This is a genomic window from Micromonospora sp. WMMD754 (genome assembly GCF_049315235.1).
GTDB classification, from domain to species: Bacteria; Actinomycetota; Actinomycetes; order Mycobacteriales; family Micromonosporaceae; genus Micromonospora; species Micromonospora sediminicola.
The window spans coordinates 3,898,223-3,911,268 of sequence record NZ_CP186058.1; the positions used below are offsets into that span (position 1 = coordinate 3,898,223).

Below are 13,046 nucleotides of genomic sequence, written 5' to 3' on the forward strand. Positions count from 1 at the left end.
CGGCGCCCAGGAGGTCTGCCACCGGAATGCGATACCGGTCCGGGGCCGCGCCGACCAACTCGCCGGCCGGCTTACAACTCGATGACGAGCCGGCCTCGGACGCCGCCGGCCGCCAGGAGCCGATGGGCCTGCGCCGCCTGCTCCGGCGGGAAGGTGTCGGCGACCCGGAGGCTGAGCTGTCCTTCGTCGGCGAGCCGGCGGAGCAGGTCGAGCTTGTCGCGTCGCCCGTCGTAATCGTGCACGTGGGCGTAGACGAGGGTGACGCCGCTCGTCGCGGCCGCCCGCTCGAACGCCGCTTGGTCCGGCCCGCCGCGTACGTACGCCAGAGAGCCGCCGCGGCGGACGGCCGTGAGCAGCGGCGCGCCGATGACAGCGGCGTCGACGACGGCGTCGACGCCCTCGGCGGTGAGCGCGCGGAAGCGATCGGCGACCCCCGGCCCGCGGGCGACGACGCTGTCGGCGCCCAGCGACGCGACGAGATCGGCGTCCCGCGGGGCGGCGTCGGCCAGAACCCGGTGTCCGGCGGCCTTGGCCAGTTGTACGGCGTAGCCGCCGACCGCCCCGGCCGCGCCGGTGACGGCGAGCGTGCTGCCCTCCGCCAGGTGCAGCTGGTCCAGGGCGTGCAGGGCGGTGAGCCCGTTCATCGGGAGGGTGCTCGCCTCGGCGTGACTCGCCCCGACCGGTGCCGGGACGACCCACGACTCGGGAAGTACGACCCACTCGGCATAACCGCCGCCGGCGGGGCGGGTGGGGTTGACCATCGCCATCACCCGGTCGCCGACGGCGAGGCGGGTGTCGGTGCCGGGACCGATCTGGTCGATGGTGCCGGCCACGTCCAGGCCGGGGATGACCGGCTCGGTTCCGCGTTGCCGGATGGGCGTGACGCCGGCCCGGATCAGAGTGTCGGCGGGGTTGACGGACGCGGCGCGTACCCGGATCCGGACCTCGCTCGGTCCGGCGTGCGGGGTGGGCCGTCCGACGACCTCCAGTACGTCCGGTCCGCCGTGCCGTAGCAGTCCGATCGCTCTCATGTCATTGGCTCCAGATCTGTAGCGACCACCCGGCGCCCCGGGGTGCTGGCCGCCGGGTGGTCGCTACAGGGATTGGGCGATGCCGGTGGCCGACGAGCGCTCGACGGCGTCGATGAGTCGGTGCCGGTTGAGGGCGTGCGCGAAGTCGGGCACGGTGTGGGTGCCGTCGGCCAGGTCACGGGCCAACTGCGCGTAGAGCCGCGCGACGCTTCCGGCCGGGGTGCGGGCGAGATCCGCGGGGATCCCGTCCGAGTAGGACGCGGGGACTTCGATGGTGGTGGCGGTGGTGTCCGCGCCGCGGCCACCGGCGAGGGTGAGCTGGGCGACCTGCATGTTGCCCCAGTCCGAGGTCAGCACGAGGTCGCCGTCGCTGCCGTTGATCTCCCATCGGAGGTTGTCGCCGCGCGACGCGCCGCCCCGGTAGAAGACGGAGGCGGCCGCGCCGGAGGTGAGCGTGCCGATCAGGGCGACCTGATCGGGCACTGTGACGGGGATCCGGGTGCCGTCCTCGGCGATCGTCGTCTCCTTGCGCGCCACCACGAGGTTGGCCGCGACCTTGTCGAACTCACCGAGGACGAAGTGCACCGGGTCGAGGGCGTGCAGCGTGGCGGAGGTGAGCGGGGTGGCGCCGTTGGTGTTGTCGAACCAGTACGCCTGGCTGCGGTTGGCCACTCCGCCCCACACCATGCCGGAGCCGACCAGGGTGGTGCCGAGCACCTCGCCGACGTATCCGTCCCGGATCAGGTCACGGGCGTGCTGGACCTCGGGGGCGTAGCGTCCCTGAAGCCCGACCACGGTACGGACGCCGGCCTGGCGGGCCAGTTCGGCGAGGCGCTCGGCCTCGGCCAGGCCGTTGGCGAGCGGCCACTCGCTGTATACCATCTTGCCTGCCTCGAGCGCCGCCGAGATCAGCTCGAAGTGCTGGGTGACCTGCACCGCGACCACCACCAGGTCCACCCCGGGGTGGTTGATGAGGTCGCGGTGGTCGTCGTATCCGGGCACCCCGTACCTGGCCGCCGCGGCCTCCGCCGAGCTGCGCCGGGACGTGCTGACCGCGCGCAGGTCGAAGGACGGTGACGCCGCGATCGCCGGGATGTGCGAGACCGACGCCCACGCGCCGGGCCCGATGATGCCCACACCTGTCTGTTTCATTCTCTTCCTCCATCAGCTATCTTGAGTGTTCGTTACAGAATTGGTCCACGAAAAAGGGACAGGTGTCCCTGAATGGGTCAGTCCAGGCAGCTCAGCGCGACCTCGGCGGAACGCATCAGGGCCGACCGGTCGGGGTTGATCCCGCCCATCACCCGTAGGCCCTGAAGGCTGGTGACCAGGAAGGCGGCGAGGTCCGAGGCGCTGCGTCCGGCGCGGATCTGACCCCGCAGCTGTCCCTCGGCGAGCACGTCGAAGAGGGCGGACTCCAGCGAACGGGTGGTCGACCGGAGCCGCTCGGCGACCCGCAGGTCGTCGCGGGCCCGCTCGACCGTGGCGCTGACGATCAGGCATGCCCGGTGTTTCCCGTCCCGAGCGATCTCATCCACGGCGGCGACGAAAACCTCGCGGATCACCTCCCGGGCGTCGTTGCCCGAATGCAGCATGTCGATCAGGGGCGTCGCGTACCGCTGCCGGTAGAGGTCGAGCGCGGCCAGGTACAACCCTTCCTTGCTACCGAAGGCGGCATAGATCGAGCCGCTGCCCAGGCCGGTTGCCTCGCTCAGGTCGCGGATCGAGGTCCCCTCGTAGCCGTGGCGCCGAAACGCCTCCATGGCCGCGGCCACCGCCGCATCGACGTCGAACTCCCGGGTACGAGCCATGCGCCAACCGTACGGGAAACTGGAACGATCGACAAAGAATTGTGGCTCCGCCCACCCTTGGCCGCCAGACCCTCAGTTGGTGGGTGCGCCGGCGCGTAGGTCCGGGGCGATGTCACCGGTCGACTGCATGTGCCGGATGCCGTCGGTGATCGCCTTCTGCCAGCGCCACATGAGCCCGGTCCTGGGTGGTGAGCCCCGGCCTCGGTATCGGCGACAAGCCCGCCGGCTACGCCCCGCCGGTATTCAACGGCGCCACCCACCCCACCACGTGAAGGAACCCGACATGGCACCGAACAAGGACACCCTCGTTCGTGAGTTCGTCGAGGCGTTCAACACCAGAGACGCCGACCGCCTCGCCCCGTACCTGCACCCCGACGTGGTGTTCCACTGGCGCCGGTGATGAACATGGCGATCTACGAGATCCGGGACGGGAAGATCGCCGCCTGGCGGGACTACACCAACCCGCAGTACGCCAGCAAGCTCGTCAGCGGCTGACCCACCCACGTGCCCGTGGCCACGAACCCGCCGCCGGGTCTCGTGGCCACGGGCCGCAACCTTCTGGGGGACGACACGCGCAGGCTATGCCGTCGGCCTGGCGTCGTGCAGGATCTGGGCCAGCTCGGCCGGTCGGCTGAGCATCGGCCAGTGCCACGTCGGCAGTTCCTCGTAGCGCCACGAGTCGCCGGCCATGTGTCGGCACAGCGGCACGGCGGCGGCCATCTGGCGTGCCTGCTCGGCGCTGAAGCTCGACAGCACGCCGAGGCGGGGCAGCTTCTCCCACGCCCCGGTGAGCCGCACCGGGCTGGTGGCGGTCGCCCACGGTTGCGCCACCGACCGCTCGTCGAGCAGCGCGACGACCGAGTCGTCCACACCTGCTGCCGCCGCCAGTTGGGCCCACGGCGGGGGTGGCAGCCGCCAGCCGTCGCCGTGCTCGGCGACCAGCGCCGCGTTGCGGTCACGCTCCTGGGGTGGGTTGAAGTCGTCGTTCGCCGCCCCGTCGGGTAGCGGGCCGGTGTCGACGAAGACCAGTTGGGCGATGCGGTCGGTCATGCGGTCGGCGGCGGCGGTCGTCACCACCGCGCCGGCGTAGCTGTGCCCGACGAGGACCACGTCGTGCAGGTCCTCGTAGCGCAGCAGGTTGACCACGTCGGTGACGTGGACGTCGAGGTCGGTGTCCGGGCGGGCCAGGTGGGCGCGCTCGCCCAGGCCGGTCAGGCTCAGCGGATACACCTCGTGGCCCTGCCCACGCAGGGCGGCGGCGACCGGGCGCCAGGCCCACGCGCCGAGCCAGAACCCGGGAACCAGTACGAATGTCGTCATGCGTGCCACGCTACGATCAATACCGGACAGATTCCGCCCGGATGAGGAGTCGAACTTTGGCCCGGCCCACCGCGCGGGTGCTCGCGTTGCTGGAGATCCTCCAGGCGGGTGGCGGCTTCACCGTCGCTGACCTGGCCGGTCGGTTGGGTGTCGACGAGCGCACGGTCCGCCGCTACGCCGCGCACCTCGCCGACCTCGGCATCCCGGTCGAGGCCCGGCGCGGTCGCTACGGCGGGTACCGGCTCGCGCCCGGATACAAGCTGCCGCCCCTGATGCTCACCGACGAGGAGGCGGTCGCCGTCATGCTCGGGCTCGTCGCCGCCACCCGGGCGGGGCTGGTCACCACGGAGGGCGCGGCCGCCGAGAGCGCGACCGCGAAGATCCGCCGGGTGCTGCCGGCCGTCCTCGCCCGGCGGATCGATTCGCTGCTGGGCACCGTGGACTTCACCGCACCGATCCGCAGGTCCGCCCCGCCCGGCATCGAGGTGCTGCTGGTGCTCGCCGAAGCGGCCCGACACCAGCAACCGGTGAGCATCACCTACACCAGCTGGCGCGGCCGGTCCGGCGAGCGGCAGCTCGACCCGTACGGGCTGGTCTTCCACGCCGGCCGGTGGTACGTCACCGGTCACGACCACCACCGCGGGGCCGTGCGGACGTTCCGGCTCGACCGGATCGGGACGGCCCGCCCCACCCAGGGCAGGTTCGACGTCCCGGCCGGCTTCGATCCCACCACCCAGGTACTCGCCGGTCTGGCGGCCGTGCCGTACGCGCACGACATCTCCGTGGTCCTGCACACCAGCCTGGAGGAGGCGCGGCGACGGATCCCGCCGTCGGTCGGCGCGCTGACCGAGGTGCCCGGCGGAGTGCGCCTCACCACCCGGGTCGAACGGCTCGACGGGGCGGCACAGATGCTCGCCGGGCTCGGCTGGCCATTCACGATCGACCGGCCGCAGGAACTCAGGGACGAGGTACGCGCCCTGGCCGCCCGACTGCTCACCGACGCCGACGACGTGCGGGCCGGTGGTCGTTAGGCTGCCCTTATGGTCCGGGATGAACTGCTGCGGCTGCGTGCCAGGGCGGAGGCCGAGGCGGCGACGCTGGCCCAGGATCTGCAGGCGCTGTTCCTGGCGTCGCGGGATTCGAATGCCGACGACGAGCACGACCCGGAGGGCGCCACCATCGGCTTCGAACGCGCCCAGTTGACCGCGCTGCTGGCCGGGGCGCGCAAGCGGATCGCCGACGTCGACGACGCGCTGCGTCGGGTGGACGCGGCGACCTACGGCGTCTGCGAGCGATGTGGGCAGCCGATCGGCGAGGAACGGCTCGCCGCGCGGCCGTTCGCCCGCTTCTGCATCAAATGCGCGTAAGCCGTCAAGGGCCCGCGGATGCCGTCCGGCCTACAGGAAGCGCTCCGGATCGAAGCTGTCCAGGTCGATGATGCGAACCCGGGGAAGGACGTTGGTGAAGCAGCCCGCGTCCTCCTCGATGTCGAACACCTGCAGGCCCGGCAGGTCGGCGAAGCCGGCGTTGAGGAACTCCTTGAACCCGACGACCGCAACCTGGTGATCACTTCGTAGGAGGTCGTCGATCTGCGGCAGGAAGTCGCCGTCGTGGCTGGCCAGCATCACATTGCCCGAGCGCCGGGCGATAGCCTCCAACGTCCGCTGGATGCCGATGTCCACCACCTTCTGATCCGCGGATCCCGCGAGCGGAACGGGCCGGTAGTCCAAGCTCAGGAGGGCCCGGACGAAGGGCATCGGCAGACCGCCGCCCGAGGCGTTGAGAAAGAACAGCGCCTTCACCGGTTGCTGCCACGTGTCCTGCGCGAAGTCCCGCAGACGCTCCCACCGGGGTCGCTCCGCCGGGGCCGGCCGGCGCTCCAGAACACTGTTGCCGAGAGTGGCATCGATGTTCTCCCCGTCCACGATGAGGTACGTGACGGGTGCGGTGGTGCCGGGCATGGTGTGCCTTTCGAGTCGAGCAACGAGCGTGGACCGGTCGAGCCCGAGCGTCTGACGTGCCGGAGGATGCCGTGCTCATGGTCAAGGGTATGGCCTGCCGATCCGGCCGGCAGACAGCATCCGCCGATCCACTCGTTGCGCGCCGCAGGTTCGGCCCTCCTGGTCCGCGGTGCGGGTACGTCGCCCCCCTTGAACTGCCATTTGCTGCTTTACTATGGTGCTAGTAAAGCAGTAGGGGGTTCCGTGTTCGTCTTCCGGCTCGACACCCACTCCGGCGTGCCGCCGTACCTGCAACTCGTCCAGCAGGTCCGCCAGGCGGTGCTGCTGGGCTTCCTCCAGCCCGGTGACCGCCTCCCGCTCATCCGCGAGGTGGTCGAGGACCTGGCGATCAATCCGAACACCGTCGCCAAGGCCTACCGCCAGATGGAGCAGGAGAACCTGGTCACCGGCCGGCCCGGCCAGGGCACGTTCGTCAACGAGCAGCAGTCCGCCGCGATGCCGGCGTCGACGTACACGTCGTTGCGTCGCGGCCTGGCGGCCTGGCTGCGCCGCGCCTACGCGGCCGGCCTCGACGAGCAGGCGGTCAACGCGATCTTCACGTCCGTCCACCAGCAGACCAGGAATGAGGACGTGGCGTGACAGCGACCGGGTTCGCGCTGCGCACCGACGGCGTGGGCAAGCGGTACCGGAAGGGCTGGGCGCTGCGCGACTGCACCCTCGCCCTGCCGGCGGGCGGCGTGATCGCCCTGGTCGGGCCGAACGGCGCGGGCAAGACCACGCTGCTGCGCCTGGTCGTCGGGCTGCTGGCGCCGAGCACCGGCACGGTGGAGGTCCTCGGCCACGACGTCACCGCCAGCACCCCGCAGACGCTGTCCCGGGTCGGGTTCCTGGCCCAGGACCACCCGCTGTACAGGCGCTTCACCGTCGCCGAGCTGCTCCGCTTCGGCCGGGCCTGCAACCTGCGGTTCGACCAGCAGCTGGCCGAGCGCCGGCTGGCGAAGCTGGGCATCCCGCTCGACCGCCGGGCCGGCACGCTCTCCGGCGGGCAGCAGGCCCAGGTCGCGTTGGCCCTGGCCCTGGCGAAGCGCCCGGACCTGCTCGTCCTCGACGAGCCGGTGGCCAGCCTCGACCCGCTGGCCCGGCACGAGTTCCTCCAGGTCCTCATGGGCGCGGTGGCCGAAGGCGGGGTGACCGTCCTGTTCTCCTCCCACGTCGTGCACGAGCTGGAGCGCGTCTGCGACCACCTGGTCGTGCTCAACCAGGGCCGGGTCACGCTCACCGGTGACATCGACACCCTCCTCGCCGAGCACCGGCTGCTCGTCGGCCCGCGCACGGCCACCGACCTCGACCGGGCCGGCGCCGTCGTGGAGGCCGTCCACAGCGACCGGCACACGACCCTGCTGGTACGCGACGGTGGGCTCCCGACCGCGCCCGGCTGGCAGGCCCGACCGGTCGCGCTGGAGGACCTGGTGCTGGCGTACCTGCGCCGGCCGTCCGGGACGAGCGCCGCGGTCACCTCGGAGGTGGCGGCGTGACGTGGTTGATCTGGCGCCAGCACCGGACCGAGGTCTGCGTCCTGGGTCTGCTCGTCGGCGTGTTCGGCGTCGCCCTGCTCGTGCTCGGGACACAGGCCCACGACCTGTTCCCCGGCGGTGGCGCCCGCTGTGCGGGACAGGCCGGTGGCACCGACGCCTGCGCGGCCTCCTTCCGCCGGCTCGACGAGGAGTACGGCTACGTCGAGAACCTCCTGGCCGCCTTCTACCTGGTCCCGGTCGTCATCGGTGCGTTCCTCGGTGCGCCGCTGCTCGCGCGCGAGCTCGAGGACGGCACCTGGCAGCTCGCCTGGACGCAGGCCGTGCCACGGATGCGCTGGCTGGCGGCCAAGCTCGCGGCCCTGGCCGGCGTCACCGTCGCGCTCACCGGGATGTTCACCGCGGTGCTCACCTGGTTCCGTCAGCCGTTCGACGCGTGGGAGGGGCGGTTCCAGTACGACGCCTTCGACCTGGAGGGACTCGTCCCGGTGGCGTACGCGCTGTTCGCGTTCGGCGTCGCCACCGCCGCCGGGGCGATCCTGCGGCGCAGCCTGCCCGCGTTCGGCGTCGCGTTCGGGGCGTTCCTCGCCGCCCGGATGTCGGTGGCGCTGCTGGCCCGTCCCGCGTACGCCACGCCGCTGACCAGCATGGAGCCGGTCCCCGTCGGCGGCGCGACGGACCGGGCGGGGCACCTGCCGAGCTTCGCCGACTGGACCATCGACCACGGCTACGCGGACGCGACCGGGCGCAGGTTGAGCGGCGCCGAGTTCGCCGAACTGGAGGGCGCCGCCGACCGGGCCGGCACCAACCTCAACCAGTTCCTGCACGCGCGTGGCATCCAGCAGTTCGGGGTCTACCACCCGGCCGAGCGGTTCTGGACGTTCCAGCTCATCGAGGCGGCCCTGTTCGTCGCCGTCGCGGCGGTCCTGATCGGGGTGGTGGTGTGGCGGGTGCGGCGCCGCATGGTCTAGTGCCCTGACCGAGGATGGCTCCGGGGAAGCCTGACCCAGCGTCCGGGTGTCACGCCCGGCTCAGACCGAGCGCCTCGTCCACCCGGTCCAGCACCGTCGTGTCGTCGTGGCCGACGCCGCGCAGCAGGTCGATCGCGGTTGCCCGGATCTGTCCGACGATCATGGTGACCGGCAGCGGCGGGTCGGTCCGCAGCAGGCCCGCGGCGATCCGGACCGCCTCCAGGGCCGCCGCGTCGGCCTGCTGCGCGTGCCGGTCCGCGTCGGCGCCGCTGAGGTCGCGGGCCAGAGCCTCCCCGGCCGACCGTACGGCGGCGGTCAGCGCGCCGATCGCGGCGGCCAGCTCCGGCGGCGTGGCGGTGTGCCGGCGGGTCAGGGTCACGCCGGCGCGGGCCAGCACCCGGATGTTGCGGGCGGCGTAGTCGAGCTGCCGCAGCGTCGCCTCCACCTCGACGAGCTTGCCCAGGTGCCGGCGGCGCAGTCCCAGCCGCAGCGTCTCACCGGTGGCGAGCACGGCGGACTGCAGGTGGGCGACGCAGTCGTCCACCTGCCGGGCCTGGTCCAGCGCGTCCCGGGCGGCGTCCTCGTCGCAGCTCCGCAGCGCCGCGTTCACCTGGTCGAGCAGGTCGGCCAGGTCGGTGTAGCTGCGCCGGGCCTGCGCCACCAGCGGCTCCAGCGGGTCACGGGCGGCCATCACCTGGCTGGCGGCCAGTGCCACCGCGCCGCCGATGAGCGCGTCGACGAAGCGGAACGGCATCAGCGTCCCGCTGGGCGCGGCGACCACGACCAGGTACATGGCCGAGACGCTGGCCTGCACGACCAGGGCACGGCGGGCCCCGATCACCACGAGCGTCGTGGTGGTCAGCACCAGCACCAACAGGACCGTGCCGGTGCCCGGGCCCAGCGCGTACACCAGCAGCTCCGCGGTGAGCACGGCGGCGGCCACGGCGAGCAGGATCTCGACGGTCTGCCGCAGCCGTCGCCCGCGGGACTCGCCGAGCACGACGAGCGCGGCGGTCGGGGCGAAGAACGGATCCGGGTGACGGATCACCACCGCCGCCACGATCCAGGCGACCACCGCGGCGCTGGTCAGCTCGATCACGGTCATCCCGTCGCCCCGCAACCGCGCGACGGCGTCGCGCCCCCATGTCCGCACCGGTGGTGGTCCTCTCGCCGGGCGGACCGGGACCGGCCGCCGATCGATCTTCTGCGAGGAAGCCCACTACCCCGCCCGTGACCTGCTCAATCGCTCAGGCGGCGGGCGACCGACCGGCCGCGCACGCCGTGGTGGCGAACGCGCCGTGTTTGATCATGACGCGGTGGCGTTCTGCCGCGAGCGAACCCCCTTGTCCCGGTGCGGGGCGCTGGAGAGGATCCGTCGATGGATCTCCATGCTGCGGAACGGCAGCTGCAAGCCGCTCAGCGCGGGGGCGATGTCGATTCCCTCGACGCGCTCCTGCACCCCCGGGTCGTGGCTGCGGGACCGGACGGGTCGATCTTCTCGAAGGACGATGACCTGGAGAGCTATCGCTCGGGGGCCCTGCGCATCACCAACCTGGTGGAGGAGTCGCTCGACGTCCAGGAAGACGGTGAGACCGGGGTGACCCGCACGGTCGCTGTGGTCGATGCGGTTCAGGGCGGTGCCGTGGTGTCCGCGCGGCTGCTCTACACCCGGCTGTGGGTGCGTGAGGACGGCAACTGGCGAGTGTTGGCCGCCACATTCGCCCCGGTCCGGTGAGCCTGTTCGGCGGGTCCTCGGTGTGGCCACGGCGTTGCCCTCACTGGGCAGCGAATCATGTTTTGCTGTGTTTCCTCCAGAACGAAGTGTCAAGCTCCGCCGGCGCACGCGGCACGACGAGGCCGCTTCCAGCGATGAGCGAGCGGCGATCGGTTCCTTCAACGGCTGTCGAGGTTGGTGCACCGCAACTCGCTTGACCGGTGCGGTCCGCTCACGATGGGGTGGCGCCGTGAGTAAACTGTGGACCGCCCCCGGGGACGATCCCAGGACTTTCGGTGAGCCCGTCGGCGAGAAGGCGACCTACCGGGAGTACCTCGGCAACTACCGTCTCACCATTGAGATGAAGTGCGACGGACTGGACGCCGAGCAGTTCGGTCGACGCTCGGTGCCGCCCAGCACCCTGAGCTTGCTCGGCCTGGTCCGCCATCTGGCTGAGATGGAGAACCACTGGTTCCAGCGTGTGCTGCAAGGGCGGACCGACGCACCGTGCCTCTACCAGCACGAGGACGACCCAGACTGGGACTTCGGGGGCGCGGACCCCGACCCGGCGGTGGTGAAGGACGCCTTCGCCACCTGGAAGGCCGAGATCGCCAAGGCGGATGAATGGCTCGACGCCCTCGAGGAGGCCGACCTGGGCCGCGAGGTACCGGCCGACGGTGGCAGCCACGCCACGCGCGACGTACTTCTCCATGTGATCGAGGAGTATGCGCGGCACGCTGGCCACGCCGACCTTCTGCGCGAGTGCATCGATGGGCGAACCGGCCTGTGACCCATCGGGGCGGTGGGTCAGCGAAAGGAGCGCCGTCCGGGTGCGACCTCACCGCGAGGAACGGCGGTGAAGCAGAATCGAGCATCGTCACGCCGCCGACCTGCACCTGAGCGACGGCCGTCGCGACTGACAGGCGTCCGCCCGTACCGCGATCGCCGCTCGACGTGGATGCGGGGTGACGCCGGCAGGGTCCTCGGGCGGCGCCTGAATGAAGCTGCACGGCTCATCGCCGTCGGCGGGGGGTCCCGCATCCGACGTCGACGGTCATCCCTGCCGATCGGCACGACGCCGGTGGGCGATCGCCAGCGCGTCGGCGGCCAACGAGTCGGGGCCGCCGACGCGCCAGCTCGCGGTCTCGGCCGCGACTGCCTCCACGTCGCCGCGTTCGGCGTGCGCGTAGGCGCGGATGACGGCACCGCTCCACGTCCCGTCCGGCCACCGGCCGGCCCGCCACCGGCCGGAGGCGAGTTGCTCGGCGCGGGCCTGGGCGGCTCGTTCGCGGTCCTCCTCGATGGCGGCGAGCATCGCCTCGACGTCGCCGAGCCAGCTCTCCATGCGGGGCAGGTTCCGCGCCAGCCAGGTCCGCACGACGGCGGCGGCACGTTCCACGTCGGCTTGGGCGGACAGCGAGAACCTGTGGTCGGGCATCGCCGCGCCGTCGTCGGTCGCCACCAGGCGATGACGCCAGACGCCGTGGTGCGGCGTCGCGTCGCGGAGCGGATCGTCCGCGCCGAAGAAGTACCGCAGGTGCGGTGCGAGCAGCACCCCGACATTGATGAAGAACTCGACCTCACCCTCCAGCGCGGCGGTGCGTTGGATGTCGAGCGCAATCCCGTTGCCCTCTGGGTGGAAATGCCGGAAGACCAGCCCTCGGCGGACGAAGCCGGCGGCTGTCAGGTCGGCTTCGACGAGCTCGACGAACCGTCGCAGCAAGGCGTTCACGAGGCCGCAGAGTACCGTCCCCGCCCGCCGACCTCGTGGCCCTGTTCGGACCGGGACTCGTGCGCATCGAGCTGCCGAGCCGTCAACCCCGTGGGGTCGCTCCGCGGGCGCCACTGATACCGGCTGGTCGGCCCGTTCGCTGATCAGTGGTCCGGTTGCCGTGGGGGGAGCCGGTCGGTCCGCGCGAACGCCCGTCGACGGGCCCACCGGGCGAACAGGTTCAACCCCAGGGCGTACGCGGCGGCGCTCACCAGCAGCGCGACGCCGGCGCCGCGCCCCCCATCGCCCACCACCACCGGAGGTACGGCCCAGACATCCGTCGACAGTCCGGCCAGTGCGACCGCCGTGCCGGCCGCGATCGGCGGGACGACCCACAACAGCCCGGACGGCGCGTCGAACCGGTCGTCCTGCAGCAGCCCCGTCAGGGTGGCGGCGAACCAGCCGAGCAGGAACAGCAGCACGAGCGGCCAGCGCGTCGCGGGTCGGCGCAGGCGTCTCCCGAGCAGCGTGCCGAGGCCGACGCCGGCGGCGGCGTAGAGCGGGTACGCGGCCACCTCGCCCAGGAGGGCCCGCACCAGGACCGGGTCGTCGAGCGCACCGGTCGTGAAGAAGATGCCCTCGCGGGCCCGGGCGAGCGGGTACGCGACCGCGGCGGCCACCCCGGCCAGGAGCACCGCGAGCGGGACTGCCACCGCCAGCGCTCTCGCCTGCGTGTTCCGGACGGCGAGGGCGGCGCCGGCCAGTAACGCCAACGCCTGCCCACACAGGACGCCGGAGGTGTATCGGAAGATGCGCGTGGTGTGAAGCAGCTCGTACTGCTGTGCGTCGCCCTGCGCGTCGTAGTTGACCCAGAAACTGTAGAACCCGTCGTTGAACGGCATCGCCACGAACACCAACAGCGCCATCGCCGGCACCGACCAGACAGCAGGGTGCGTCACGGTACGCCGGAGGGTCGGCAGACGGCGGCCTGCCAT

17 protein-coding genes are annotated in these 13,046 nt (G+C 71.9%); 9 read left to right on the forward strand and 8 right to left on the reverse strand.

The features are described 5' to 3' along the window. Positions 1–71 precede the first annotated feature (71 nt). From ACN27B_RS18885 to ACN27B_RS18895, 3 genes are all read right to left on the reverse strand, one after another. Complete coding sequence (locus ACN27B_RS18885; RefSeq protein WP_422741122.1) at positions 72–1,031, reverse strand: NADP-dependent oxidoreductase; 960 nt, start codon at positions 1,029–1,031, stop codon at positions 72–74. A 63-nt stretch (positions 1,032–1,094) separates the two neighbouring features. Further along, entirely contained in the window at positions 1,095–2,183 is a 1,089-nt protein-coding gene (locus ACN27B_RS18890; protein WP_422741123.1) for a Gfo/Idh/MocA family protein, read from the reverse strand. Positions 2,184–2,260: 77 nt separating this feature from the next. Beyond that, positions 2,261–2,842 carry a TetR/AcrR family transcriptional regulator gene (locus ACN27B_RS18895; protein WP_422741124.1) on the reverse strand — a complete coding sequence of 194 codons (582 nt, stop codon included), beginning with the start codon at positions 2,840–2,842 and terminating at the stop codon, positions 2,261–2,263. Between the two features lie 283 nt (positions 2,843–3,125). Between ACN27B_RS18895 and ACN27B_RS18900 the strand changes: the two genes are divergently transcribed. After that, positions 3,126–3,242 carry a nuclear transport factor 2 family protein gene (locus ACN27B_RS18900; protein WP_281591358.1) on the forward strand — a complete coding sequence of 39 codons (117 nt, stop codon included), beginning with the start codon at positions 3,126–3,128 and terminating at the stop codon, positions 3,240–3,242. A 5-nt stretch (positions 3,243–3,247) separates the two neighbouring features. Further along, on the forward strand, positions 3,248–3,337 hold the full coding sequence (locus tag ACN27B_RS18905) for a limonene-1,2-epoxide hydrolase family protein (RefSeq protein WP_281591359.1): 90 nt from the start codon (positions 3,248–3,250) through the stop codon (positions 3,335–3,337). Between the two features lie 84 nt (positions 3,338–3,421). Here ACN27B_RS18905 and ACN27B_RS18910 read toward each other — a convergent pair whose 3' ends face one another. Further along, the gene (locus ACN27B_RS18910; protein ID WP_422741126.1) at positions 3,422–4,162 is read right to left on the reverse strand and encodes an alpha/beta fold hydrolase; all 741 of its coding nucleotides are present in this window, start codon (positions 4,160–4,162) and stop codon (positions 3,422–3,424) included. Between the two features lie 56 nt (positions 4,163–4,218). Here ACN27B_RS18910 and ACN27B_RS18915 point away from each other — a divergent pair, with 56 nt between their 5' ends. Together ACN27B_RS18915 and ACN27B_RS18920 are read left to right on the forward strand one after the other, a co-directional pair. Beyond that, a complete protein-coding gene (locus tag ACN27B_RS18915) occupies positions 4,219–5,193 on the forward strand; it encodes a helix-turn-helix transcriptional regulator (protein ID WP_422746020.1) in 975 nt (324 codons plus the stop codon). Positions 5,194–5,202: 9 nt separating this feature from the next. Beyond that, positions 5,203–5,529: a TraR/DksA family transcriptional regulator gene (locus tag ACN27B_RS18920; RefSeq protein ID WP_091579045.1), complete on the forward strand. Its 327-nt coding sequence runs from the start codon at positions 5,203–5,205 to the stop codon at positions 5,527–5,529. 30 nt (positions 5,530–5,559) lie between these two features. On the opposite strand, the gene ACN27B_RS18925 is transcribed toward ACN27B_RS18920, so the two are convergent. Further along, positions 5,560–6,123, reverse strand: a complete 564-nt coding sequence (locus tag ACN27B_RS18925) for an NYN domain-containing protein (protein ID WP_099161869.1) — start codon at positions 6,121–6,123, stop codon at positions 5,560–5,562. Between the two features lie 243 nt (positions 6,124–6,366). Here ACN27B_RS18925 and ACN27B_RS18930 point away from each other — a divergent pair, with 243 nt between their 5' ends. The 3 genes from ACN27B_RS18930 to ACN27B_RS18940 are packed head-to-tail and all read left to right on the forward strand — an operon-like array spanning position 6,367 to position 8,626. Further along, positions 6,367–6,762 (forward strand): GntR family transcriptional regulator, encoded by a 396-nt coding sequence (locus ACN27B_RS18930; protein ID WP_091579039.1) that lies wholly within the window; start codon positions 6,367–6,369, stop codon positions 6,760–6,762. Then, entirely contained in the window at positions 6,759–7,658 is a 900-nt protein-coding gene (locus tag ACN27B_RS18935) for an ABC transporter ATP-binding protein (RefSeq protein ID WP_422741127.1), read from the forward strand. Before ACN27B_RS18930 ends, ACN27B_RS18935 begins: the two co-directional genes overlap by 4 nt. Then, positions 7,655–8,626, forward strand: a complete 972-nt coding sequence (locus tag ACN27B_RS18940) for an ABC transporter permease subunit (RefSeq protein ID WP_422741128.1) — start codon at positions 7,655–7,657, stop codon at positions 8,624–8,626. The genes ACN27B_RS18935 and ACN27B_RS18940 overlap by 4 nt, the downstream gene beginning before the upstream one ends. Before the next feature lie 49 nt (positions 8,627–8,675). Here ACN27B_RS18940 and ACN27B_RS18945 read toward each other — a convergent pair whose 3' ends face one another. Further along, positions 8,676–9,779 (reverse strand): FUSC family protein, encoded by a 1,104-nt coding sequence (locus ACN27B_RS18945; RefSeq protein ID WP_422741130.1) that lies wholly within the window; start codon positions 9,777–9,779, stop codon positions 8,676–8,678. Positions 9,780–10,004: 225 nt separating this feature from the next. On the opposite strand from ACN27B_RS18945, the gene ACN27B_RS18950 reads away from it, so the two are divergent. Beyond that, positions 10,005–10,361, forward strand: a complete 357-nt coding sequence (locus tag ACN27B_RS18950) for a nuclear transport factor 2 family protein (RefSeq protein ID WP_422741131.1) — start codon at positions 10,005–10,007, stop codon at positions 10,359–10,361. Positions 10,362–10,590: 229 nt separating this feature from the next. Next, a complete protein-coding gene (locus ACN27B_RS18955) occupies positions 10,591–11,130 on the forward strand; it encodes a DinB family protein (protein ID WP_422741132.1) in 540 nt (179 codons plus the stop codon). Positions 11,131–11,394: 264 nt separating this feature from the next. Here the strand turns inward: ACN27B_RS18955 and ACN27B_RS18960 are convergent, their stop codons facing one another. Further along, the gene (locus tag ACN27B_RS18960; protein WP_422741134.1) at positions 11,395–12,072 is read right to left on the reverse strand and encodes a hypothetical protein; all 678 of its coding nucleotides are present in this window, start codon (positions 12,070–12,072) and stop codon (positions 11,395–11,397) included. A gap of 143 nt (positions 12,073–12,215) precedes the next feature. After that, positions 12,216–13,010 carry a hypothetical protein gene (locus tag ACN27B_RS18965; RefSeq protein WP_157779101.1) on the reverse strand — a complete coding sequence of 265 codons (795 nt, stop codon included), beginning with the start codon at positions 13,008–13,010 and terminating at the stop codon, positions 12,216–12,218. Between the last annotated feature and the right edge of the window lie 36 nt (positions 13,011–13,046).

Bases quoted from the DNA above. Each gene is read 5' to 3' on its own strand.
- ACN27B_RS18885 (WP_422741122.1), bottom strand. From the start codon at position 1,031: ATGAGAGCGATCGGACTGCTACGGCACGGCGGACCGGACGTACTGGAG.
- ACN27B_RS18890 (WP_422741123.1), bottom strand. From the start codon at position 2,183: ATGAAACAGACAGGTGTGGGCATCATCGGGCCCGGCGCGTGGGCGTCG.
- ACN27B_RS18895 (WP_422741124.1), bottom strand. From the start codon at position 2,842: ATGGCTCGTACCCGGGAGTTCGACGTCGATGCGGCGGTGGCCGCGGCC.
- ACN27B_RS18900 (WP_281591358.1), top strand. From the start codon at position 3,126: ATGGCACCGAACAAGGACACCCTCGTTCGTGAGTTCGTCGAGGCGTTC.
- ACN27B_RS18905 (WP_281591359.1), top strand. From the start codon at position 3,248: ATGGCGATCTACGAGATCCGGGACGGGAAGATCGCCGCCTGGCGGGAC.
- ACN27B_RS18910 (WP_422741126.1), bottom strand. From the start codon at position 4,162: ATGACGACATTCGTACTGGTTCCCGGGTTCTGGCTCGGCGCGTGGGCC.
- ACN27B_RS18920 (WP_091579045.1), top strand. From the start codon at position 5,203: ATGGTCCGGGATGAACTGCTGCGGCTGCGTGCCAGGGCGGAGGCCGAG.
- ACN27B_RS18925 (WP_099161869.1), bottom strand. From the start codon at position 6,123: ATGCCCGGCACCACCGCACCCGTCACGTACCTCATCGTGGACGGGGAG.
- ACN27B_RS18950 (WP_422741131.1), top strand. From the start codon at position 10,005: ATGGATCTCCATGCTGCGGAACGGCAGCTGCAAGCCGCTCAGCGCGGG.